The organism is Asticcacaulis sp. P2_C5 (assembly GCF_056404555.1).
On sequence record NZ_JBFUDU010000001.1, the window covers coordinates 141370 to 162070 of the forward strand.

Below are 20701 nucleotides of genomic sequence, written 5' to 3' on the forward strand. Positions count from 1 at the left end.
GCCCCGCCCGGCGCTTCGCGCCACCCTCCCCATAAATGGGGTGGGCAAAGCAAATCAAAGCTTCGGAACTTTGAAGTGACTGAAAAGGGCCACCAAGCGCTCAACAATAACAAAAAATGCCACAAGGCACGGGGAGCTTATTCATGACACGACACCACTACGGTGGTTTGCGGTTCGGTAGGGCGGCGTTTGCCGCAGCCGTTGTCATGAGCGCGTCGCCGGCCTGGGCGCAGGCCGCCAAAAATTTCAATATCCCCGCCCAGGACGCCGCCACCGCCCTGCCTCTGTTCGTCCAGCAGTCGGGCTTGCAGGTCCTGGCCTCGGCCAGCGATCTCAAGGGCCTGCGCACCAATGCCGTACGCGGGACATTGAAGGTCGATGCGGCACTTAACCAACTGGTGGCCGATACCGGCCTGGCCATTCGCGCTAATGATGGCCAGGCGGCGGTGGTCGTCCGCGCGCGTGCCGCGGCATTGCCCGTGCCGGTAACGCCTGAGGCAGCTGTAACTCTGCCCCCGGAACCGCCGCCCGAGCCGGTCGAGGTGATCGTTATCGGCCTGCGCAAATCACTGCGCGACGCCATCGACGACAAGCGCCGCGCGCCCGGCGTGACAGAAGTGATTTCGTCGAAGGATATCGGTGCCTTGCCGGACGTCACCATCGCGGAATCCCTGGCCCGGTTGCCAGGCGTCAATACAACGCGCGACCGTGGTAATGAATCGCAGGCGTCGATTCGCGGGATCGGACCGCGCATGGTGCTGGGGACGGTCAATGGCCGCGAAGTCGCGTCGAGCGAACCCGACCGCAATATCCGCTGGGAGATCTATCCGTCCGAAGTCGTGTCGGGTGTCACGGTCTACAAGACGTCGGAAGCGCGATTGCTGTCCGGCGGGATTTCCGGAACTGTCGATATCCAGACCATCCGTCCTCTAGACTATAAGGGGCCGCAGGTCGTTTTCCGCGCCGGCGCCGTCAATTATGACGGCGGCAGCGCCCTGCCGGGCTATGACGGCCTGGGCTACCGCGCCTCGGGCTCGTGGGTGAAGACGCTGTCGCCCGACTTCGCCTTTATGCTGGGCGTCACGGCCCAGGAACAGAAGAACGGTTTCGAATCGTTGCAGGGCTGGGGCTATAATGACGACAGCCTGCGCGTCGGCGACGCCACCGGCCCGATCGTCTCGGGCGGCGCAAAGGTGCCGACGCCGTGGGGTGCCAAGGCCGAAGCCAAGTTCCTGACCTCGGATCGTTACAGCGTGGCCGGCGGCTTCCAGTGGCAGGCCAGCGACGCGTTCGAACTGACCTATGACCTGCTCTATTCGAAATTTCGCATCGCTGAACATCAGGACCAGCAATGGTACGACAACAACTGGGGCAATTGGCAGGGCGCCAATACGGACGGTTTTGCCGATCCGGTGGTGGTCGACGGCGACCTGGTCGGCGCCACGACGGCCTATACGCGCGTTACCTCGGTCATCGCCCAATATGACGAGGACAAGGACCTGGTCGTGACCGGCCTGAACGGCCGCTGGCGTGAAGGGCCATGGACAGTCGCCGCCGACCTCGGCTATTCGCGAGCCGAGCGCGCCAATCTGTGGCGGGCCGTCGAGGCACAGTCCTTCCCCGCCTCCATGACGTGGCGCCTGGATGGCGACCCACATGTGACGGTGTCGGAACAGCCGCAGTATCTCAGCCAAGGCATCGAATTTGCCTCGGGCATGTGGACGCCGGGCCATCTGAAGGACGAACTGACCTCGGCAACCTTTGATTTCCGCCGTGACCTGACCGGCAACTTCTGGACCCAGGTCGCGTTCGGTTTGCGTGCCGCCGACCGGGCCAAGTTCGACACCCAGGTCAGCGACGGCCTGGTCGCCGCGCGGGCGGGTGTGACGACCCTGCCGCCCGACCTGTTCACCCATTACCGCTTCCGAAACTTCGATCTTCCGTCCGTGCTGGACGGCGATTTCGACAGCCTGGTGACGGCGGCCTATGGCCCGGGCGCGCTCGATGCCGATCCGAAAGCCGTGGCCTTCACATCCCAGGTCAAGGAGAGGGTCGGTGAAGCCTATGTCGAGGGTCAGTATGTCACAACCGTGCTGGGCAAGCCTGCTGACGGCAATATCGGCCTGCGCGTGGTTGATGTCGACAGCCGCAGCAGCGGCACCGGCGCTTCGGGCGCTCTGCCGGGCGGGCGGAGCTACACCAGGATCCTGCCCAGCTTCCTGGCGCGGATCGAGGTGTCGGAAGGCGCCTATGTCAAGCTGGGCGCGGCGCGGGTCATGTCGCGTCCACCGCTCAACGAACTGAAGTCCGGCCGCACTCTGTCGGCGGCGGCGCCTTATACCGGTACGGCAGGCAATCCGCGCCTGAAACCGTTCGAAGCGACGCAGCTCGATATCGCCTGGGAAGACTATTTCGCCAGGGATGCCCTGTTCGCGGTGGCTGCCTATTACAAACAGGTCGATAACTACATCGGTTATGCCCAGCATACTGAGACGATCAACGGCGCCAGCTATCTGATGTCGTCGCCAGTCAATGGCAAGGGCGGGCATATCGGCGGCGTCGAGGTCACGCTGCAGACGCCGCTCGGCTTTATTCCAGGACTCGAGAAGATTCCGGGGCTCGAGAAGTTCGGCATCTATTCCAACCTGGCCCTGGTCGATTGCGATATTCACGAATTCGCGCCGTCGGATCATCCCCTGCCGATGAACGGTGTCGCCGCGCGAACAGCTACCCTCGACCTTTGGTATGCCGGCAGCCGGATCGATGCCCGCGTCGGCGCCCGCTACCACAGTGCCTATACTTCGATCTATGGCTGGGACTCGACCTTGTTGGCGCGCGTTGCGGCCGAAACCACGCTGGACGCCAGCGCCAGCTATCGCGTTACGCCCAGGGTTTCGTTGCGCTTTCAGGCCGCCAACTTGCTCGATACGCCGCTGCGCGCCTATTATGACAATCGGCCCGATCGCCTGTTGCGCAACGACTATTATGGCCGCCGCTTTCTCCTCGACGTCACGGTCAAGTTCTGATGGCTTGACACCGAGTCTGTGGGGTGAAATTATAATACAATATATAATGCCACAGGGAAATATGCCATGACGTTTCGTCTCAATCGCCGTCACCTGCTCGCAACCGCCGCGGCCGTCGCCGCGATGCCTGCCGTATCATCACCGGCTGTGGCGCAAACGGCCGGGGGCCAGCGCCGCACCATGTTCGACGACGGCTGGCGTTTTGCCTTCGGTCATCTCAATGACGTCGCCAAGGATTTCGGCTTCGGTGCCGATCAGCGCACCTTCGCCAAACAGGGCTGGGACGCGACGCCCATTGCCAAGGACGATTTCGACGATTCCAAATGGCGGGAACTGAACCTGCCGCATGACTGGGCCGTCGAACTGCCGTTCGTACCCAATCCGAAATTCGCCAACCCCAAGCCCGAAGACTGGGACCCGGCCGCCAACCACGGCTTCAAGCCGCTGGGCCGCGAATTTCCGGAAACGAGCGTCGGCTGGTACCGCAAGATGTTCAAGGTCGCTGCCGCCGACGCCGGCAAGCTGTTGAGCCTGGAATTCGACGGCGCATTTCGCAGCACCATCGTCATGATTAACGGCTATATCGTCAAGCAGCACGAAGGTGGCTACGGGCCGTTCCGTGTCGAACTGAACGATTTCCTCAACACCGATGACAAGCCCAATTCGGTGCTGGTCCGTGTCGATGCCTCGCTGGGCGAGGGCTGGTTCTACGAAGGCGCCGGAATCTATCGTCACGTCTGGCTGGTCAAGACCGACCCGGTCCATATCCCGCAATATGGCGTCCTGATCCGGTCCAAAACCGACGGCACGGTCGAGGTGACGACGACCTTGCGCAATGACGGTGATGAAGCGCGCGACGTCAAGCTGTCCAACATCGTCTTCAAGGGTGCCCAGGCCGTGCCGCTCGACGAAAAGCAGACGTCGGTGTCGATCGCGGCCCATGACGTGCAGACGGTCACACAGACACTGAGGGTCGCCGGTCCGGCACTGTGGTCACTGGAAAGCCCTGACCTGTACCAGGTCGATTCGACGGTCTTCGATGGCGATACCCGCCGCGATGCCGTCACCACGCGCTTCGGTTTTCGTGATGTCAAATTCGATGCCGACACCGGCTTCTTCCTCAATGGCAAGAACGTCGAGCTGAAGGGCACCTGCAATCACCATGACCACGCCGGCATCGGTGCCGCCCTGCCGGACGCGATCCAGTATTATCGCCTGCGCTGTCTGAAGGAGATGGGCTGCAACGCCTATCGCACCTCGCACAATCCACCGACGCCGGAACTGCTCGACGCCTGCGACGAACTGGGCATGCTGGTGATCGATGAGACGCGGATGATGACGTCGTCCGACCAGGGGCTGGACGATCTGCAGACCATGATCCTGCGCGACCGCAACCACCCATCGGTCATCCTGTGGTCGATCGGCAATGAAGAGCCGCAGCAGGGCACTGATCGCGGCGCCAAGATCGCCCGGACCATGAAGCGCCTGGTCAATAAACTCGACCCGACCCGCCTGATCACCGCCGCCATGGACAGCGGCTATGGAGAGGGCATTACCTCGGTGATCGACGTCATGGGCTTCAACTATCGTGACAACAAGATCGACGACTTCCACGTCAAGTTCCCGAAAATGCCCATCATCGGCACGGAGACCGCTTCGACAGTGGCCACGCGCGGCGAATATGTCGATGACAAGGTCACCCATATCGTGCCGGCCTACGACACGACGGCGCCGTGGTGGGCCAATACGGCCGAGCAGTGGTGGCCGCATTTCAACGAAAAGCCGTTTATAGCCGGCGGCTTTATCTGGACCGGCTTCGACTATCGCGGTGAGCCAACACCCTATTCCAACTGGCCCAGCATTTCGTCGCAGTTCGGCGTGCTCGATACCTGCGGCTTCCCGAAGGACAACTACTATTATTATCGCGGCTGGTGGCGTCCTGAGCCCCTGCTGCACCTCTTCCCTCATTGGAACTGGGGCGGAAAGGAAGGCCAGGAGATCTCGGTCTGGGCGTATGGCAATTGCGACGAGGTCGAGCTGTTCGTCAACGGCAAGTCGGTGGGCAAGAAGCCCATGCCCAAGGATATGCATGTCGACTGGAAAGTCATCTACGTGCCCGGCAAGATCGAGGCTTATGGCTACAAAAACGGCAAGGTCATATTGAAGGACAAGCGCGAGACGGCGGGTGCTGCGGCAAAGATCGTGGTGACCGCCGACCGGACGGCGCTGAAGGCCGACGGCATGGACTGTGCCGTGCTGCGCGCCGAGGTGTTCGATGCCAAGGGCCGGACGGTGCCCAGGGCCGATAATCTGGTGGTGTTCGAGGTTTCAGGCCCGGCGGCGGTGATCGGCGTCGGCAACGGCAATCCCAATAGCCACGAAGCCGACAAGGCGTCGCAGCGCAAGGCTTTCAACGGCCTGTGCAGCGCCATTGTCCAGACGAAAAAAGAGGCCGGATCGGTAACGATCACGGCCTCGGCGGACGGCTTGAAAGCCGGCAAGGTGGTTTTGAAGCTCGGGTAAAATCCTTACCTCAACCCCACAGCTTCTTTAAAGCCGGGCCACGGCCGCAGCCCTGGTAATAGCGCTCATAGGCGACGGCATTGGTTTGCCAGTAGTGCTGATGATGGCCGTCCGCGGCGTAAAAGGGCAGGGCAACCGTCGATGCCTTGATGATCTGGGTGACGACGGGCTTGCCCAACTGCTTTGCTACGGCGGCCTTCGAAGCAACCGCGGTATTGTACTGAGCGTCGCCGAAGGTGAAGATGGCCGTATGGTAGTTCGGCCCCTTGTCACAGATGACGCCGTTGGGATCGGTCGGGTCGGTCGAATGCCAGAAGGCGGTCAGCAACTGGTCGTAGCTGACCTTGGTCGGATCATAGGTCACTTCGACGGCTTCCAGGTGGCCTGTCTGGCCCCAGGTAACCGATTCATAGCTCGGATTCTTGGTCTTGCCACCCATGAAGCCGGCGCGGGTCGAGATGACGCCCGTGACGTGGTCCATGGCCTTCTGGGTGCTCCAGAAACAGCCACCGGCAAACACGGCGGTCAGCTTGTTCGGATTGGCGGCGAAGGCGGTACCGCTCAGACCCAGCACCAGGATGAAGGCTAACAGGATGCGCTTGAACATGGAAAGCTCCTAGGCCGGGATGAACTTGAGGGCGACGCCATTGTTGCAGTAACGCAGGTTGGTCGGTTTGGGACCATCGTTGAAGACGTGGCCGTGGTGGCCGCCGCATTTCGCACAGTGATATTCGGTGCGCGGCACACCGATGGCAAAATCGGTCTTGGTCTTGATATGACCCGGAATGGCCTTCCAGAAGCTGGGCCAGCCCGTGCCGCTGTCGAACTTGGTGCTGGAATCGAACAGGGGCAGGTCGCAGCCCAGGCAGACAAAGGTGCCCTTGCGGTGTTCATCGAGCAGGGGCGAGGTAAACGGCCGTTCCGTCGCCTCGTGACGCAGCACCTTGTAGGCAAGATCTGGCAGGCGCTTCTTCCATTCGGCGTCGGTCAGGTTCAGCGGCGCGATGGTTTCAGCCGAGGCGCCTGGCGCCTGGGAGCAGCCGGCGGCCAGGGCTGCGAAGCCGATAAAGGAGAGAAGATGGCGGCGATGCATGTGCGGTTCCTCGCTTGGGTTCCTCTCTTATACGCGCAATCCGCCGTTTCGGTTACCGCCACCGTGTCTTTTTTAACGCAATCTTAAAGTAAGACAGCCGTGGGAATGCGGTGTCACAGATCCGTCATTGAACCTACACGGTCCTGTCACGTGCGGGCCGTAATTGCGCCACCTGTGCCCAATCTCGGGGCAAGACAAACGCACAAGGTTTCTCCACCATGAAAAAATCATCTCTTGTCATCGGCGCGGCCACGGTAGCGCTCGCGATGGCTGCCGCTGTCGGCGCCTCGGCGCAGAGCTGGGCCGACCAGGGCTTCAGCATCAGCGGCCGTACCTATATGGACGTCAGCAGCAACTCGTTCGAAGTCAACGGCGTCAAGTCGGGCGCTAAGAACGGCTACGGCTTCGACGTCAAGCGCGTCTATTTCCAGGTCGACAAGAAGTTCAACGACCTGTTCTCGGCTCAGCTGCAGACCGACGTCTCCCCGATGAACCAGTCGAACGGCAGCGCCGCCGGCCAGGGCCTGTATGTCAAGAAGGCCTTCGTGAAGGCGTCCTTCTCGCCGGCGCTCGAAGTCAGCCTTGGTTCGAACGAACTGCCGTGGGTTCCTTATGCTGAAAGCATCTATGGCAATCGCTATCTGGAAAACACGGTTCTGGAGCAGAACAACGTCGGTAACCGCGGCACCTTCGGCACCTCGGCCGACTGGGGTGTGCACGTCGGCGGCAAGCTGAACAGCATCTTCTCGTATCAGGTCTCCATGATCAACGGCAAGGGCTATCGCGACTCGTCGCGTTCGAAGACGATGGACTTTGAAGGCCGCCTGAGCGCCAAGATCGACCAATGGAACTTTGCCGTCGGCGGTTACTCCGGCAAGCGCGGCGCTTCGGTCTATAGCGGCACCACCCTGACCGCCACGCCGCACAACGCTCAGCGCTTCAACGCTTTGGCTGCCTATGTCGGCGATCGTGGCAAGCTCGGCATCGAATACTTCACCACCAACGATTGGGCGACGTCCGCCATCACCGACACTACGGCCGATCATGCCAAGGCCGACAAGGCCGATGGCGCGTCGATCTTCGGCTCGTATCGCATTACGCCGCTGTACACCCTGTTCGGCCGCTATGATGACGTGAAGCCGTCCAAGACCCTGAAGCCCTGGGACAAGAATGCCTATTACAACATCGGCATCCAGACCGTGCCGCTGAAAGGCATCACCCTGTCGCTGGTCGCCAAGCACGACAAGATGGACGTTTTTGCGCAAACCGGGACGCCGGGCAGCTTCGTCCAAGGCGCCCTGACCCGCACCGAATTCACCGAAATCGGCGTCTTCACGGAAATCCGCTACTAAGAACCCCCTTGTTTCCGGCAGATTCCTTCGCCATTGGGCGAAAGCGTCTGCCGGAAAAACTGTCTTTCATGCCGGCTGTAACAAAACTGTCATAAAAAGCGTCTAGACGCGTGACAAACGGAAACCGGCCGGTTTCACCGAATATTCCTATGGAGAATGGGAAATGATGAAGTTTCTTTCCGCGGCGTTTGCAGCCGCAGTTCTGACCGCCTCGTTCGGCGCGTCCACCCAGGCCGCCGAATCGATCAACGGCGCCGGGGCCACCTTCCCCGCACCGCTGTATGCCAAATGGGCCGAAGGCTATAAGCGCACGACCGGCAACCTGGTCAATTACCAAGCCATAGGTTCCGGCGGCGGCATCAAGCAGATCAAGGCCAAGACCGTCGACTTCGGCGCTTCGGATAAGCCGCTGACGGTCGCCGAACTGGATGCTGCCGGCCTGTACCAGTTCCCGACCGTTATCGGCGGTGTCGTTCCGGCGATCAACGTTCCCGGCGTACCCTCGGGCAAGCTGAAGCTGTCGGGTCAGGTTCTGGCCGACATCTTCCTGGGTGACATCACCCTGTGGAACGACCCGGCGATCGCCAAGTTGAACCCCGGCGTGGCTCTGCAGCCTCTTCCGATCACGGTTGTCCACCGCGCCGATGGCTCAGGCACGTCGTTCCTCTTTACCTCCTACCTGTCGATGGTCAGCCCCGAGTGGAAGCAAAAAGTCGGTGCTAACGATGCGGTCGAATGGCCGGTCGGTGTCGGCGGCGCCAAGAATGACGGTGTTGCCGCCATGGTCCGCCAGACGCCGGGCTCGATCGGCTATGTCGAATACGCCTATGTCATGAAGACCGGTATCGGCTACGCTCTGGTCCAAAGCAAGGACGGTACCTATCCGAAGCCGAACGCCGCTGCCTTCGCCGCGGCCACGGCCGGCGCCGACTGGGCGCATGCCCCGGGCAACTATCTGCTGGTCCTGAACCAGCCGGGCGCCAATGCCTGGCCGATCACGGGCGCGACCTTCATCCTGATGTACAAGAACCAGGCGAATGCCGCCAAGGCCGCCGCCGTGCTGAAGTTCTTCGACTACGGCTACAAGAACGGTGACTTCAACGCCAACGACCTGTTCTATGTGCCACTGCCGGCCTCTGTTAAGTCCATGGTCCGCAAGCAGTGGGCGCAAAACGTCAAGGCGAATGGCCAGCCGGTTTACGTCTCGCCGAACCCTTAATACCAGACGACGAAATCAGGCGCCGTTGATGCGGTGCCTGAAGGAAAATACGGGCGAGGTCGCACCTGAAGGCAAGACCTCGCCCTCACTTTTGCCCGAATGCGGAATGGCTAGTGCGCTGGCCGGAGAATCCGGGCAAAACTCTCTACGATCCTGAACCCGACTCCCGACACCAAGGAAAACCATGTCTGTCGATGCCACGCCTGCACAGGCTACACCGGCCAAGTTCGACCCCACCGATGTCATTTTCAGGTGGGTGTCTTTCGGCGCAGCGACCTTGCTGTTGGTCACGCTGGCCGGGATCATTATCAGCCTTTTGATTGGCGGCTGGCCCGCCCTGTCAAAGTTCGGCCTGAACTTCTTCATTACAACGTCGTGGAACCCGGTCACCGATGTCTACGGCGCGGCCGGTCCGATCGTCGGCACCCTGATCTCGTCTGCCCTGGCCCTGTTATTCGCCCTGCCGATCGCCATCGGTATCGCCATCTTCCTTACGCAATTCTGTCCCAACGCCATTGCCCAGCCCTTGTCGACGGCTGTCGAACTACTGGCCGGCATTCCGTCGATCGTCTACGGCATGTGGGGGCTGTTCGTTTTCGCTCCCTTCTTTTCGACGCACGTCCAGATCCCGCTGATGATGATGACCTATCAACATCCAGACTCGTTTCTGGCCAAGATCACGGCGGGCGTACCCAACGGCGCCAATGTCCTGACGGCGTCGATCGTTCTGGCCATTATGATCCTGCCCTATATGTCGGCAGTCTTCCGCGAACTATTCCGGTCGGTGCCGCCGCAGGTGCGCGAAGCCGCCTTCGGCGTCGGCGCCACACCGTTCGAAGTCGCGACCGGAGTTATCATCCCCTATGTCCGCAAGGGCATGATCGGCGCTTCCATGCTGGGCCTTGGCCGTGCGCTGGGCGAGACCATGGCCGTAACCTATATCATCGGCAATTCGCATATCTTCCCCAAGTCGCTGCTCGACTCGAGTTCAACACTGGCTTCAACCATTGCCAACGAATTCGGCGAGGCGGTCGATATGCACGCGTCGGCCCTGATCGCCTTGGGCCTGGTGTTGTTCCTGATCACCTTCACGGTGCTGGCCATTGCGCGCTGGCTGCTGTCGACCCAGCGCTACTGAGGATTTATCAGAATGGACCGCGCACTTCGTCGAAAAATCGCCAATTCCGTCTTCGTCGCCGCATGTATCCTGGCGACCGCTATTGCTCTGCTCGCCTTGGGGCTGATCCTGTATTCGCTGGTCAAGCAGGGGGTCGGTGGGATGAATTTCAAGATATTCACCATGTCGACTCCCGCCGCGGGATCGGAAGGCGGACTGCTCAATTCGATCGTCGGTTCGATCATGATGTGCTCAGTGGCCATGTTGATCGCCGTCGTCGTTGGGATACTGGCCGGAACCTGGCTGGCTGAAATCGGGGGCGATACGCCCTACGGTCATGCCGTGCGTTTTCTCAATGACGTCCTGTTGTCGGCGCCATCGATCCTGATTGGCCTGTTCATCAACGGTCTGCTGGTCATGCCGACCAACCCCTTTTCGCTTGGTCACTTCTCGGGCCTGGCTGGTGCCATCGCCCTCGCCATACTTGCGACGCCCGTGGTCACCCGGACGACTGAGGACATTCTCAACCTGCAACCCAACGCATTACGCGAAGCGGGACAGGCATTGGGCGCCTCGCAATTCGTGACGATCCGCAAGATCATTTGGAAAGCCGCCGGGACCGGCCTCCTGACGGGCGGTTTGCTTGGCTTTGCCCGTATCTCGGGTGAGACGGCACCACTGCTGTTCACTGCGTTCGGCAATCCCAATCTCAGTTTCGACATGACCCAACCGATGGATGCCCTGCCGCTGATGATGAACCGCTTCGCTAACTCGGCCTATGACGATCTTATCGCCTTGGCTTGGGCCGGGGCACTGATCCTGGCCATAGCGGTCCTGGCCATTAATATACTGGGTCGATGGGTGGCCCGCGAAAAACAATCCGGCCATTGAGCCTAATTCAGAGACACGCACATGACCGATACGACCACTAACGATTTCAAGAGCGTTATCGTACCGCCCCCCGCCGATAGCCTGGTGCTCGAGTGCAGAAAGCTCGATTTCTTTTATGGCCAACACCAGGCGCTGTTCGGCGTCGACCTGCCGGTGAAGCGCAATGCCATTACTGCCCTGATCGGTCCGTCGGGTTGCGGGAAGTCGACCCTGCTGCGTGTCATCAATCGCATCTATAGCCTCTATCCCGGCCAGCGCGCCGAGGGGCAGGTTTTGCTGGACGGGGAAGACATCCTTGGGCCCAAGATCGACGTGACCGCCCTGCGCGCCCGCATCGGCATGGTGTTCCAGAAGCCGACGCCGTTCCCCATGTCGATCTATGACAATGTCGCCTTCGGTGTTCGCCTGCACAGCTCGCTGAACAAGGCCGAACTGGATGAGCTGGTCGAAACGTCGCTGCGCAAGGCAGCCCTGTGGGACGAGGTCAAGGACAAGCTTAACAAGTCGGGCCTGGGCCTGTCGGGTGGCCAGCAGCAACGTCTGTGCGTGGCGCGCGGTATCGCCGTCAATCCGGAAATCCTTCTGCTCGACGAACCGGCCTCGGCTCTGGACCCGATCTCGACGGCCAAGCTGGAAGATACGCTGGAAGAGCTGAAGCGCGACTACACGATCGTCATCGTCACCCATAACCTGCAGCAGGCGGCGCGTCTGTCCGACTATACGGGCTTCATGTTTCTCGGCAAGATGATCGAATTCGGTCCGACCGAAGAGCTGTTCGTCAAGCCGAAGGTCGAAAAGACGGCCGAATATATCGGCGGCCGCTTCGGCTGATCCGGTCCGTATCGCAAGATTGAAAGCCCGGCGAGGTAATCGCCGGGCTTTTTTCTGAGCGGTAGGCGATCGCCGAAAATCAGTGGTTTGGAACCGCGAATGAACGCGAATGAACGCGAATAAACGCGAATAAATCGAGCGCCGAAGGCGCTCAAGAAACTAAGCGGCGACCTTAAAAGTTGTCCATTTCTACCCTGACCATTCGCGTTTATTCGCGTTCATTCGCGGTTCCAAAGCCTTGCTTCGTCTACGGCTTCACATAGATCGTCGTTTGCGCGCCTTCGACCTGGGTGCCGTCGCTACGCGTGGCCAGCATGCTCAACACGTGCTCGCCCGGCACGAGGGCTTCGTCGGGCAGAGTGTAGTTGAACTGGACCTTCGGATAGTTGGGATCGTAGCTGAAGAAGTCCGGAGCGTGGACATTGGGATCGTCCTTCAGAGGGCCTGCCGCCGTGACGACCTTGTGGTCCAGCATGATGTCGACGTGGCGGATGCCGATCGGATCACTCGCCATGCCGAAATATTCGGCGCGCTTCTTCTTGCGATCGATAAAGTCGCCGCGATCCGGATGCGCCAGGTACAGCTGCGGAATGAAGGGGCAGGGACCCTTGGGCAGGCTTGCCAGGGGCTGGGTGCGGACACGGGCCGTATAGAGGCTGAGTGCCACGCGGCCGGGCGGCAGGGAGACGACGCGGAAGGGCTCGACCTCATCGAAACTGGCGCAAAGTTTTTCATACATGGCGATCAGTTGGTCTTCGTGCAGCAGATAGTCGGGCTCGTTGAGGATCAGGACAACGCCCTTGCCAGCGCGGTTCCGGATCAGGCTGTCGAAATCGAGCCCCCAGTCGCGGCGGGCGACGACAAATTGCGCCGTCGTGTCATAGGGCTCGCCGAGCGTATAGAGACGGCGATTCCTGTCACCGTCCGCGGGGAATTCGAGATGGACCGCCGTGCGATGGCCGGTGGTCGCCCAGGTGATGTCGGGGCCGAAGCGGGCAACGGCGCGAGCATTGGCGGCGGCGAGATCGGGCTCGGCCAGGCTATAGTTTTCGTTCTGCAAGATATTGTGGGCGCGTTCGGCGGGCGGCAGTTCGGCCGAATGGCGGAATTCCCACTGATAGATGCTGGCGGCGATGCCGATGGCCAGGGCCAGCAACGGGCCGGTGGCGATCAGGGCCAGGCGGACATAACGGCCGATCGTGGTCGTCGCCTTGTCGGCAAAGGCGATCAACACGCCCGGCACATAGGGCAGAAGCGGCAGATAGGCCATGAACGGCCAATGCGGCATGACCTTCTTGTTGACCAGGGTTTGCAAGACGTAAAAGACGAACATGACCGCCGCCTGGTAGCCCAAAAGGGTTCCCGGCGTGTCGCGCTCCTTGAGCAGGGCGCGTTTTCCGCCGGCGGTCAGGGCGATAAAGAACAGCGGCGTGGTGATGGCGAACTGGGTCAGGAAGAAGCTGATGACGCGCGACAGGCTGGGGTCGAAGCGTGGCCGGTTGATGACGTGGAACTGGATTGCCGGCCAGCCCTCCAGGCCATTATAGACGAGGGCGGGCACGAGGCCCAGGGCGGCAATGGCTGCTGTGATATAGGGGCCGGGCTTGCGCCACAGGGTGCGGCCCTGCGGGTTGGCCAGCATATAGATGACGACGGCAAGGCCAGGCACCAGGAAACGAAAATGGACCAACTGACCCAAGCCGGCGCACACGCCGGCCCATATCCACCATTTCAAGGCGTCCTTGTCGCTATCACTGGTGAGGGCGCGCAACAGGCAGCCCAGCATCAGGACGAGCAGCAGCTGCAGCCCGCCTTCCGGGTAGAAGATGGTGCCATTCAGCGCCGAAGGCGGCAGCAGCAATGAGATGATGGCGGCCCAGACGGCGTTGCGCTCGCTGGTCACCGGTTTGGCCATGAACCAGACGCCGAAAGGTATGGCCGTGGCGACGATCAGGCCGAACAGGCGCAACGGCCAGACGTGCCAGCCGAAAACCGAGGTAATGACGCGGGCGATCCACGGATAGCCGGCCGGGATATCGGGATAGCCAAGCGCGAAATAGGCGCCCGAGACGACAAAGTGGCCTTCTTCCCAGATGACGTGGCTGATCAGGCCGATATAGAACCGCCACACGGTCATGACGACCAGCAAGACCAGGGCCGCGCGGGTCAGCATCCGGTCGTCGCCGAACAACGGCTTTTGCGCGGTTAAGGTGGGTCGATCGCTATTCAGGTCGTAGAATTCGGCGGGCATGTCGTCTCCGGGGATGCCTGTTTATAAACAGATATTCCGGTGAGGAAAGCCCGCTATTTCTTCCAAATTGCTATGACGATGACTCATAGCAATTTGGCAAGGGCGACTGCCCGCCCGAGCTCGTGCGAGGAGCCATGCGGCGCCTGAGCTGAAAAAATGCGACTGCCAACTTGCACAATATGCGCCCTATCAGTGCAAGTTGGCAGTCGTCAGGTAACCCATGTCATTGAGCCAGTCGCCCAGCCGCGCCGGCCAGTCGCGGATGGCCTTGCGCTTCGACCGGTCGCCCATGTTGAAGCCGTGGCCGTCGCCGGACAGGATATGGCGCTCGAACGGCACGTCCGGGAAGGCCTGATACATGCGCTGGATGACGTCGGTGTCGGCGACCGCCATCTTGTCGTCGAAGGCATTGAGCAGGAAGGCCGGCGGCGGGGCATGGTCGACGATAGGCGGAATGCCGAGCGGGCCGGGATAGATCTCGATCAGGAAATCGGGGCGGGCATTGATCCGGTCGATCGGATCGGCGGCGTTGGGATCGGCCGGCTTGGTGTTGAAGGCGACCATCGAAGTCAGTTCGCCGCCGGCCGAAAAGCCCATGATGCCGATACGGTTGGGGTCGATGCCATAGTCGGCGGCATGAGCGCGGACCCAGCGGACGGCGCGCAGCAGGTCGGCCTGGGCGTCGCCTTCGATCGAATAGGGCGAACCGGCCTCGCGGGCCAGGACGTATTTCAGGGCAAAGGCGGTGACACCCTGGCCTTGCAGATATTGCGCTGGCTTCATGCCTTCTTCGTTGAAGACCAGGTTCTGGTGGCCGCCGCCCGGCACGACAATGACGGCTGTGCCGGTATTGTGCGCCGGATCGGGCCGGTAGACGGTCAGGGACGGATTGTTGATGCTGCGCCACCACCATTCGGCATGCTGTTCGGGAATGTTGCGGCGCGATTCGAAGCCAGGCTGGCCCTTGACCCACAGGCTGATGACGTCCGGGGTCGTGGTCTGGGCTGAAGCCGGCGCGGCCATGGCCATGGCCAGCAGGGCGGCGATGAAAAAGCGCATGATTTCCTCCGTCATTTCGTTATTACGACGCTACGGCAGGATGCCAAAAAGTGTTAGCACTATTTCGCGAACGGGACCCGGAGAGACGATGACAGACGCGGCAGATATTCCCCAAGACACTGCGCCGCAGCCGGTCAGTTTTGCCAGCGCCTTCGCCTTCTGGCTGAAGCTCGGCTTTATCAGCTTCGGCGGTCCGGCGGGGCAGATCGCGATCATGCATCAGGAACTGGTTGAACGCCGGCGCTGGATCTCCGAAAGGCGGTTTCTGCACGCCCTCAACTACTGCATGGTCCTGCCGGGGCCGGAGGCGCAGCAACTGGCGACCTATATCGGCTGGCTGATGCACAGGACGTGGGGCGGGATTGTCGCCGGGGCGCTGTTCGTCCTGCCGTCCCTGGCCATCCTGATCGGCCTGTCATGGGTCTATGTTGCCTATGGCCATGTACCACAGGTGGCGGGCCTGCTGTATGGCATCAAGCCCGCCGTGACCGCGGTCGTCGTCCAGGCGGTGCATCGCATCGGCGGACGGGCGCTGAAAAATTGGGTCCTGTGGGCCATTGCGGCGGCCGCCTTTGCCGCCATCTTCGTAGTAAAGGCGCCCTTTCCGCTGATCGTGCTGGGCGCGGCCGTGATCGGCGTCATCGGTGGCAAGTTGTCGCCGGCGACCTTCAGCCTGGGCGGCGGTCATGGCTCGGCAGACAAGGATTTCGGCCCGGCCCTGATCGATGACGATACCCCGACCCCCGATCATGCCCGGTTTCGCTGGTGGCGGCTGGTCAGGGTGGTCGTGGTCGGGCTGATCCTGTGGGCGGTGCCACTGGGCCTGCTCGGCCTCGGCCTGGGCTGGGATCAGCCGCTGGCCCAGATGGGGGTCTTCTTCACCCAGGCGGCCCTGCTGACCTTCGGTGGCGCCTATGCCGTCCTGCCCTATGTGTATCAGGGGGCGGTGGTCCACTATGGCTGGTTGACTCCGCCGCAGATGATCGACGGCCTGGCCCTGGGTGAGACGACGCCGGGACCGCTGATTATGGTCGTGACGTTTGTCGGATTTCTCGGCGGCTACAGCAAGATGATCTTCGGACCGGAGCACCTGTTCCTGGCCGGTGCCGTGGCGGCCTGCGTCGTTACCTGGTTCACCTTCCTGCCGTCCTTCGTCTTCATCCTGGCCGGCGGGCCGCTGGTTGAAACGACGCACAATAATCTGAAATTCACCGCACCGCTGACGGCGATTACGGCGGCGGTGGTCGGCGTGATCCTGAACCTGGCGCTGTTCTTTGGCTATCACGTTCTGTGGCCGAAGGGGTTTGGCGGTGTTTTCGACTGGGTTGCGGCGGTGATCGCCCTGGCGGCGGCGGTCGCGCTGATCCGCTTCAAGGCCAATGTCATGCTGGTGATCGCAGCCTGCGCAGCGACCGGCCTGCTGATCTGGTTCCTGGCGCCCCAGCTTTTGCCTGGCGGGGTTTGAGCTCTACAGAGCTTCCACTCGCTCGCGTGTGGCGTGGCTGACGGTGTAGTCGGCGGCGACGCGGATGTCGCGCAGGTGGCGCACCCGGTCGATCGATTCCTGGTACAGCGGATGGGCCTTGTAAGCGCGGAAGTCTTCGACGGAGGCAAATTCGCCATAGACGATGATGTCGATATCGTTGGCGATCTGGTCGATCTTTTCGTTATAGGCGACTTCCAGATGGGCGGCGTGCGGGATCTGGGTCAGCACCGACAGGCCACGATAGATGGTGTCGCGATCGGCAGGATCCTTGCAACTGAACATAACGATGTGGCGGATCATGCGGGACTATGCGTTGACTATGCGTTGACTATGAAACCAGTCGTTCCCTTAAAGCCTCAGCCCTTGGCGTCAAGTGACGAATTTGACGCAGGCGCGCTTTTGGCCACTCGCCACCAAGTCACGGCCTGTTCGTAAAAGGCCATGGCGGACGTCTTATCGGTAAAGGCCGACAGTGGAATGGCGATGGCGCAGTTGGGGCGGGTGTAGAACAACAGAACGCCGCCCGATTTCTGAACAGCACGCAGGTCCGCGAGAAGGATTTCCACATGATATGACGGGCCGACACATACGATTCGGTCCGGTGTCAGGGCCGCGCTGCGCAGACCCTTGATACGCGGCGATGTGCGCAGGGTCATCCATGACCAGAGCGCCAGGATCACCGGCATCAGCAGCAGCGTGACGGCGATGAACGGTACAAACACAACGGCGTCGAAGCCGATGCCGCGCCAATCGCCGAGCTCGATGCGCTGACGATTTATCCAAAGTGGCACAATGCTGCCGAAGATCACAATGGTCAGCAAGGTCACGGGCCTGAACAGGCTGCGGTAGAACAGTCTGAGGTAAAAAGAAAAGTGCAGGGGAAAGGTGTAGGCAAAGGGCTGCGTCCGCCAATCAGACGGCAGATCGATGGTTTGCGGCGGCGCTTCGAAGACATTGGCCTGGGGATGACGGGCTGCCTTGATCAGCGCCGTGGCACGCGCCGTAAATTGCGCCCGATCTTCGGGTGACGCGAAGGCGGCTTTGGGAATGATAATCGCCGACGCTTTTGCAAGATACAGAAACAGCTTGTCGCGGTTCTGGCTCAGCCTGGAAAAGTTCTGCCAGGTCAGTCGTGTTTGCGTGGCCCGCCCGGTGATGTCTACACCCAGGTCGCTCAATGTGACGACGCTCTCAGACTTCAGAGCTTTATTGGATTGAAACTGCCGCCACAGGCTGTACAGGCTAAGGCTCGGTATCAGGACCAGCCACACGACACAGTTCAAAGCGATGAACTGGGCCATGTTCACATAACGGTGCGGCGTCTTGTCAGTCAGCAGCAGTAGAGCTGGTAGCAAGAGTATCATGGCGGCGTAGAACACGACATAGACGGACGCGAAGACTCGCCTGTAGTAGGTGACCAGGGTGAAGCTTGCGTGGTCGTGGAAGGTCAAACGGTACGGGCGTGTGACGATATCAGTCATTGGGAGGCGCTCGTCTTGTCTTGGCGGCTGGCCCGCCACCACGCCCGCGCCTGATCATAAAAGGCCTGGGCGGATGCTTTGTCGGCAAAGGCGGAGATGGGGACAATCAGGGTGCCGCGTGGCTTGGGGAAGATCAGGATATAGCCGAACCGCCGGGTCACTTTTTCAATATCTTGCCACTCGACGCTGAAGGTGTTGGACTGAGCGAGGATGCAGATGCGCTGTCCGTCTATGGCGACGCGGCGCTTGCCCTTGAAGTGAGGACTGTTGCGGTGAATCAGCCAGGTCAACGGCGTCAGCAAGGGTACAAAAACGAAGCAAAAGAACACATAGAATGTCACGGGCTGCCAAACGACGGACAGCCAGTCGGCGGGTGACTCGAGGCGCAGGTCATCGTGTTGGTATCTCATCAAGGCAAATACCGCTCCCAGAAAAACGATCGTGGCCAAAGCCGTCAGGGGGCTGAGAAACATCTGGTAGAGGTTGTGGGTATAGGTGGCTACAGAGCGCCAGATATTGAGTGAAAACGGCTGCGAGACGAGGGCAGTTGCTTCGTCGTAGGTGGGGGCACCGTCATCGCCCAATATGACCGCAGGCTTAGCTTTCGCTGCACGAATAAACTGTTGCGCGGTCTTTAGAAATTGCGCGCGTTGGTCCGGCGACTCGAAGGCTGAGTTGAGAACGATATAGCCGGCATTCAGCCGTGTCACGAAATAGATGGCCTGGCGGTTACATGTCGCATAACGGAAGGTCTTCCAAACCATCCGGTTAGTGAAACCGTCGCCGTCTAAGGCCAGAAAATCGTCTGTCAACCGTGCCGTGCGTGTACCTGTGGTATTTTGCGCTTTTTTAAGACCGTTGCGCGCCACAAGGATGCTGAAAAACGGTATGACCACCAGCCATAAAACCGCCATGACGGCCACCCCTGCGGCAAATTTCGGCCAGGATTCGGCGTTGACGTCATAGTTCACGAACATGAACGGCCAAAACAGGAGTTGATACAAATACACCAATCCAACCGGAAGGCTGAACAGGGCCCTGAAACTGGCCGTAATGAACAGACCGTTATAGTCATTCAAGGTTACGTTGAAAGGCTTGGTAACGATATCGGTCATGCAAATCCCCCCGCGCCTGATTCATAAGTCATGCCGGTAAGAGCCGCAAGTGGCAACACTCAGGCGTCGCAGGCGCAGTCCGATGTATGGCGGCGCAGCAGGCGCCGACCGGCACTGTTCAGGTTGGCGGCACCGCAGTTGATGTCCCAACCGCCCGCCACAGGGCGAGTGCACGGGCTTCGAAGGCGTCGGCGTCTGCCTTGCTTACGAACGCTGTTCGATCGACCACGACATTGCCGTGTGCACTGTTGCAAAAACTCAGGCTGGGTCCGCGGCGAACAATGTTGCTGATATCATCCCAGGCGAAACGAAGGTCGTGCCGTGGCCCTACCACGGCGACACCGGTTTCGTTGATTGTGACGACCTGTTGCGCGGCGATCATCTTGCGAAACAGGAACCAATGCATGACGATGGAAGCTGCAGGAAACAATAGCAAGACAGCGCCGAGGAGCGCCAACACCCCGGTGAGCGGCGACAGCCAATCGCCGGCGATTATCTGTTTGCGAGCAATCCACAGAGGAAATCCCGCGAAAGCCGTTACAACTATCATCAGAGGAACAGGGCGGAGCCAGACCTGGTAGGCAAGAGGAAGCTTGTAGGCAACAAAGAAACCCAGGTTCAGGTTGAAAGGTGGCGTGGACAGTCCTTCATTGCCTACAGGTTCTTTCGAATGGACATAGTGTATGATCTGCGGTTTGTGTTGGGTGTCTTTGATATGCTGTTCGGCCTTGCGGATGAAGGCTTCCTGCATTGCCCCGTCGGTGAAGGCCTCTTGTGGAATGACAAGCCCTGTGCTGAATTTTCCCACCAGATGCAGGTCCTTGCCGGCTCGGCAAACGAAGCGGAAGGTCTTCCAGGCGCGGCGATTTTCGACTCCTTCGCTCAAGGTAACCACCTCGTCCGCCGTCAACGTTGTCTGCCACTGTCCAAGAGGTGTCTGGGTTTTATGAAATCCCAACAAAATATTGACCATCGTCAGCGCCGGGACGAGTACTACCCATGTCGTAAACATGATCGGTAAAAAGGTTAGGAAGACGACAAAATTCTGGAATGTGACACCAAGCCAGATGGGGCCGCCTAGAAACAAGGGGAGCCAGAAGAGACAGACGGGCCAATGGGTCATGCCGCGGAAGTAGCCCCGCAGTTGATAATTGATGCCGTGCCAGGCGGTCAGTTTGTAGACGTGTGTCTGGATATCGGAATCGTCCATGCCGCTCCCCTTTTGGCTCCATAAGCCAGAAGCGGAGCGGCGTGACA

At 60.5% G+C, this 20701-nt stretch carries 16 protein-coding genes; 8 read left to right on the forward strand and 8 right to left on the reverse strand.

Annotation, left to right across the window (positions count from 1 at the left end; genetic code table 11):
* Window positions 1–143: 143 nt before the first annotated feature.
* The gene (locus AC1DXO_RS00510) at window positions 144–3026 is read left to right on the forward strand and encodes a TonB-dependent receptor (RefSeq protein WP_476976118.1); all 2883 of its coding nucleotides are present in this window, start codon (window positions 144–146) and stop codon (window positions 3024–3026) included.
* Between the two features lie 66 nt (window positions 3027–3092).
* Window positions 3093–5549, forward strand: coding sequence for a beta-galactosidase GalA (gene galA / locus AC1DXO_RS00515; RefSeq protein WP_476976119.1), 2457 nt, complete (start codon window positions 3093–3095; stop codon window positions 5547–5549).
* Between the two features lie 10 nt (window positions 5550–5559).
* On the opposite strand, the gene msrA is transcribed toward galA, so the two are convergent.
* Together msrA and msrB are read right to left on the reverse strand one after the other, a co-directional pair.
* Window positions 5560–6156 carry a peptide-methionine (S)-S-oxide reductase MsrA gene (msrA, locus tag AC1DXO_RS00520; RefSeq protein ID WP_476976120.1) on the reverse strand — a complete coding sequence of 199 codons (597 nt, stop codon included), beginning with the start codon at window positions 6154–6156 and terminating at the stop codon, window positions 5560–5562.
* 9 nt (window positions 6157–6165) lie between these two features.
* Complete coding sequence (gene msrB, locus AC1DXO_RS00525) at window positions 6166–6642, reverse strand: peptide-methionine (R)-S-oxide reductase MsrB (protein ID WP_476976121.1); 477 nt, start codon at window positions 6640–6642, stop codon at window positions 6166–6168.
* Between the two features lie 218 nt (window positions 6643–6860).
* On the opposite strand from msrB, the gene AC1DXO_RS00530 reads away from it, so the two are divergent.
* The 5 genes from AC1DXO_RS00530 (at window position 6861) to pstB (ending at window position 12052) form a co-directional block, all read left to right on the forward strand.
* Entirely contained in the window at window positions 6861–7994 is a 1134-nt protein-coding gene (locus AC1DXO_RS00530) for a porin (RefSeq protein WP_476976122.1), read from the forward strand.
* 163 nt (window positions 7995–8157) lie between these two features.
* Window positions 8158–9213: a phosphate ABC transporter substrate-binding protein PstS gene (pstS, locus tag AC1DXO_RS00535; RefSeq protein ID WP_476976123.1), complete on the forward strand. Its 1056-nt coding sequence runs from the start codon at window positions 8158–8160 to the stop codon at window positions 9211–9213.
* Between the two features lie 184 nt (window positions 9214–9397).
* A complete protein-coding gene (gene pstC, locus AC1DXO_RS00540) occupies window positions 9398–10351 on the forward strand; it encodes a phosphate ABC transporter permease subunit PstC (RefSeq protein WP_476976124.1) in 954 nt (317 codons plus the stop codon).
* Window positions 10352–10363: 12 nt separating this feature from the next.
* A complete protein-coding gene (gene pstA, locus AC1DXO_RS00545) occupies window positions 10364–11221 on the forward strand; it encodes a phosphate ABC transporter permease PstA (protein ID WP_476976125.1) in 858 nt (285 codons plus the stop codon).
* A 21-nt stretch (window positions 11222–11242) separates the two neighbouring features.
* A complete protein-coding gene (pstB, locus tag AC1DXO_RS00550; RefSeq protein WP_476976126.1) occupies window positions 11243–12052 on the forward strand; it encodes a phosphate ABC transporter ATP-binding protein PstB in 810 nt (269 codons plus the stop codon).
* A 247-nt stretch (window positions 12053–12299) separates the two neighbouring features.
* Here the strand turns inward: pstB and AC1DXO_RS00555 are convergent, their stop codons facing one another.
* Complete coding sequence (locus tag AC1DXO_RS00555; RefSeq protein ID WP_476976127.1) at window positions 12300–14303, reverse strand: glycosyltransferase family 39 protein; 2004 nt, start codon at window positions 14301–14303, stop codon at window positions 12300–12302.
* A gap of 189 nt (window positions 14304–14492) precedes the next feature.
* On the reverse strand, window positions 14493–15362 hold the full coding sequence (locus AC1DXO_RS00560) for an alpha/beta hydrolase (protein WP_476976128.1): 870 nt from the start codon (window positions 15360–15362) through the stop codon (window positions 14493–14495).
* Window positions 15363–15450: 88 nt separating this feature from the next.
* Here AC1DXO_RS00560 and chrA point away from each other — a divergent pair, with 88 nt between their 5' ends.
* Window positions 15451–16827 carry a chromate efflux transporter gene (gene chrA, locus AC1DXO_RS00565; RefSeq protein WP_476976129.1) on the forward strand — a complete coding sequence of 459 codons (1377 nt, stop codon included), beginning with the start codon at window positions 15451–15453 and terminating at the stop codon, window positions 16825–16827.
* A 3-nt stretch (window positions 16828–16830) separates the two neighbouring features.
* On the opposite strand, the gene AC1DXO_RS00570 is transcribed toward chrA, so the two are convergent.
* From AC1DXO_RS00570 to AC1DXO_RS00585, 4 genes are all read right to left on the reverse strand, one after another.
* Window positions 16831–17148, reverse strand: coding sequence for a Dabb family protein (locus tag AC1DXO_RS00570; RefSeq protein ID WP_476976130.1), 318 nt, complete (start codon window positions 17146–17148; stop codon window positions 16831–16833).
* Window positions 17149–17204: 56 nt separating this feature from the next.
* A complete protein-coding gene (locus tag AC1DXO_RS00575; protein WP_476976131.1) occupies window positions 17205–18329 on the reverse strand; it encodes a YcxB family protein in 1125 nt (374 codons plus the stop codon).
* Entirely contained in the window at window positions 18326–19444 is a 1119-nt protein-coding gene (locus AC1DXO_RS00580; RefSeq protein ID WP_476976132.1) for a hypothetical protein, read from the reverse strand. Before AC1DXO_RS00580 ends, AC1DXO_RS00575 begins: the two co-directional genes overlap by 4 nt.
* 118 nt (window positions 19445–19562) lie before the next feature.
* On the reverse strand, window positions 19563–20654 hold the full coding sequence (locus tag AC1DXO_RS00585) for a hypothetical protein (protein WP_476976133.1): 1092 nt from the start codon (window positions 20652–20654) through the stop codon (window positions 19563–19565).
* Between the last annotated feature and the right edge of the window lie 47 nt (window positions 20655–20701).

What these genes read in the sequence shown, in the direction of transcription:
- msrB (WP_476976121.1), bottom strand. Translation starts at nt 6,642, where the DNA reads ATGCATCGCCGCCATCTTCTCTCCTTTATCGGCTTCGCAGCCCTGGCC.
- galA (WP_476976119.1), top strand. Translation starts at nt 3,093, where the DNA reads ATGACGTTTCGTCTCAATCGCCGTCACCTGCTCGCAACCGCCGCGGCC.
- pstA (WP_476976125.1), top strand. Translation starts at nt 10,364, where the DNA reads ATGGACCGCGCACTTCGTCGAAAAATCGCCAATTCCGTCTTCGTCGCC.
- AC1DXO_RS00555 (WP_476976127.1), bottom strand. Translation starts at nt 14,303, where the DNA reads ATGCCCGCCGAATTCTACGACCTGAATAGCGATCGACCCACCTTAACC.
- AC1DXO_RS00580 (WP_476976132.1), bottom strand. Translation starts at nt 19,444, where the DNA reads ATGACCGATATCGTTACCAAGCCTTTCAACGTAACCTTGAATGACTAT.
- AC1DXO_RS00585 (WP_476976133.1), bottom strand. Translation starts at nt 20,654, where the DNA reads ATGGACGATTCCGATATCCAGACACACGTCTACAAACTGACCGCCTGG.
- pstS (WP_476976123.1), top strand. Translation starts at nt 8,158, where the DNA reads ATGATGAAGTTTCTTTCCGCGGCGTTTGCAGCCGCAGTTCTGACCGCC.
- AC1DXO_RS00530 (WP_476976122.1), top strand. Translation starts at nt 6,861, where the DNA reads ATGAAAAAATCATCTCTTGTCATCGGCGCGGCCACGGTAGCGCTCGCG.
- pstC (WP_476976124.1), top strand. Translation starts at nt 9,398, where the DNA reads ATGTCTGTCGATGCCACGCCTGCACAGGCTACACCGGCCAAGTTCGAC.
- AC1DXO_RS00560 (WP_476976128.1), bottom strand. Translation starts at nt 15,362, where the DNA reads ATGCGCTTTTTCATCGCCGCCCTGCTGGCCATGGCCATGGCCGCGCCG.
- chrA (WP_476976129.1), top strand. Translation starts at nt 15,451, where the DNA reads ATGACAGACGCGGCAGATATTCCCCAAGACACTGCGCCGCAGCCGGTC.
- pstB (WP_476976126.1), top strand. Translation starts at nt 11,243, where the DNA reads ATGACCGATACGACCACTAACGATTTCAAGAGCGTTATCGTACCGCCC.
- msrA (WP_476976120.1), bottom strand. Translation starts at nt 6,156, where the DNA reads ATGTTCAAGCGCATCCTGTTAGCCTTCATCCTGGTGCTGGGTCTGAGC.
- AC1DXO_RS00575 (WP_476976131.1), bottom strand. Translation starts at nt 18,329, where the DNA reads ATGACTGATATCGTCACACGCCCGTACCGTTTGACCTTCCACGACCAC.
- AC1DXO_RS00510 (WP_476976118.1), top strand. Translation starts at nt 144, where the DNA reads ATGACACGACACCACTACGGTGGTTTGCGGTTCGGTAGGGCGGCGTTT.
- AC1DXO_RS00570 (WP_476976130.1), bottom strand. Translation starts at nt 17,148, where the DNA reads ATGATCCGCCACATCGTTATGTTCAGTTGCAAGGATCCTGCCGATCGC.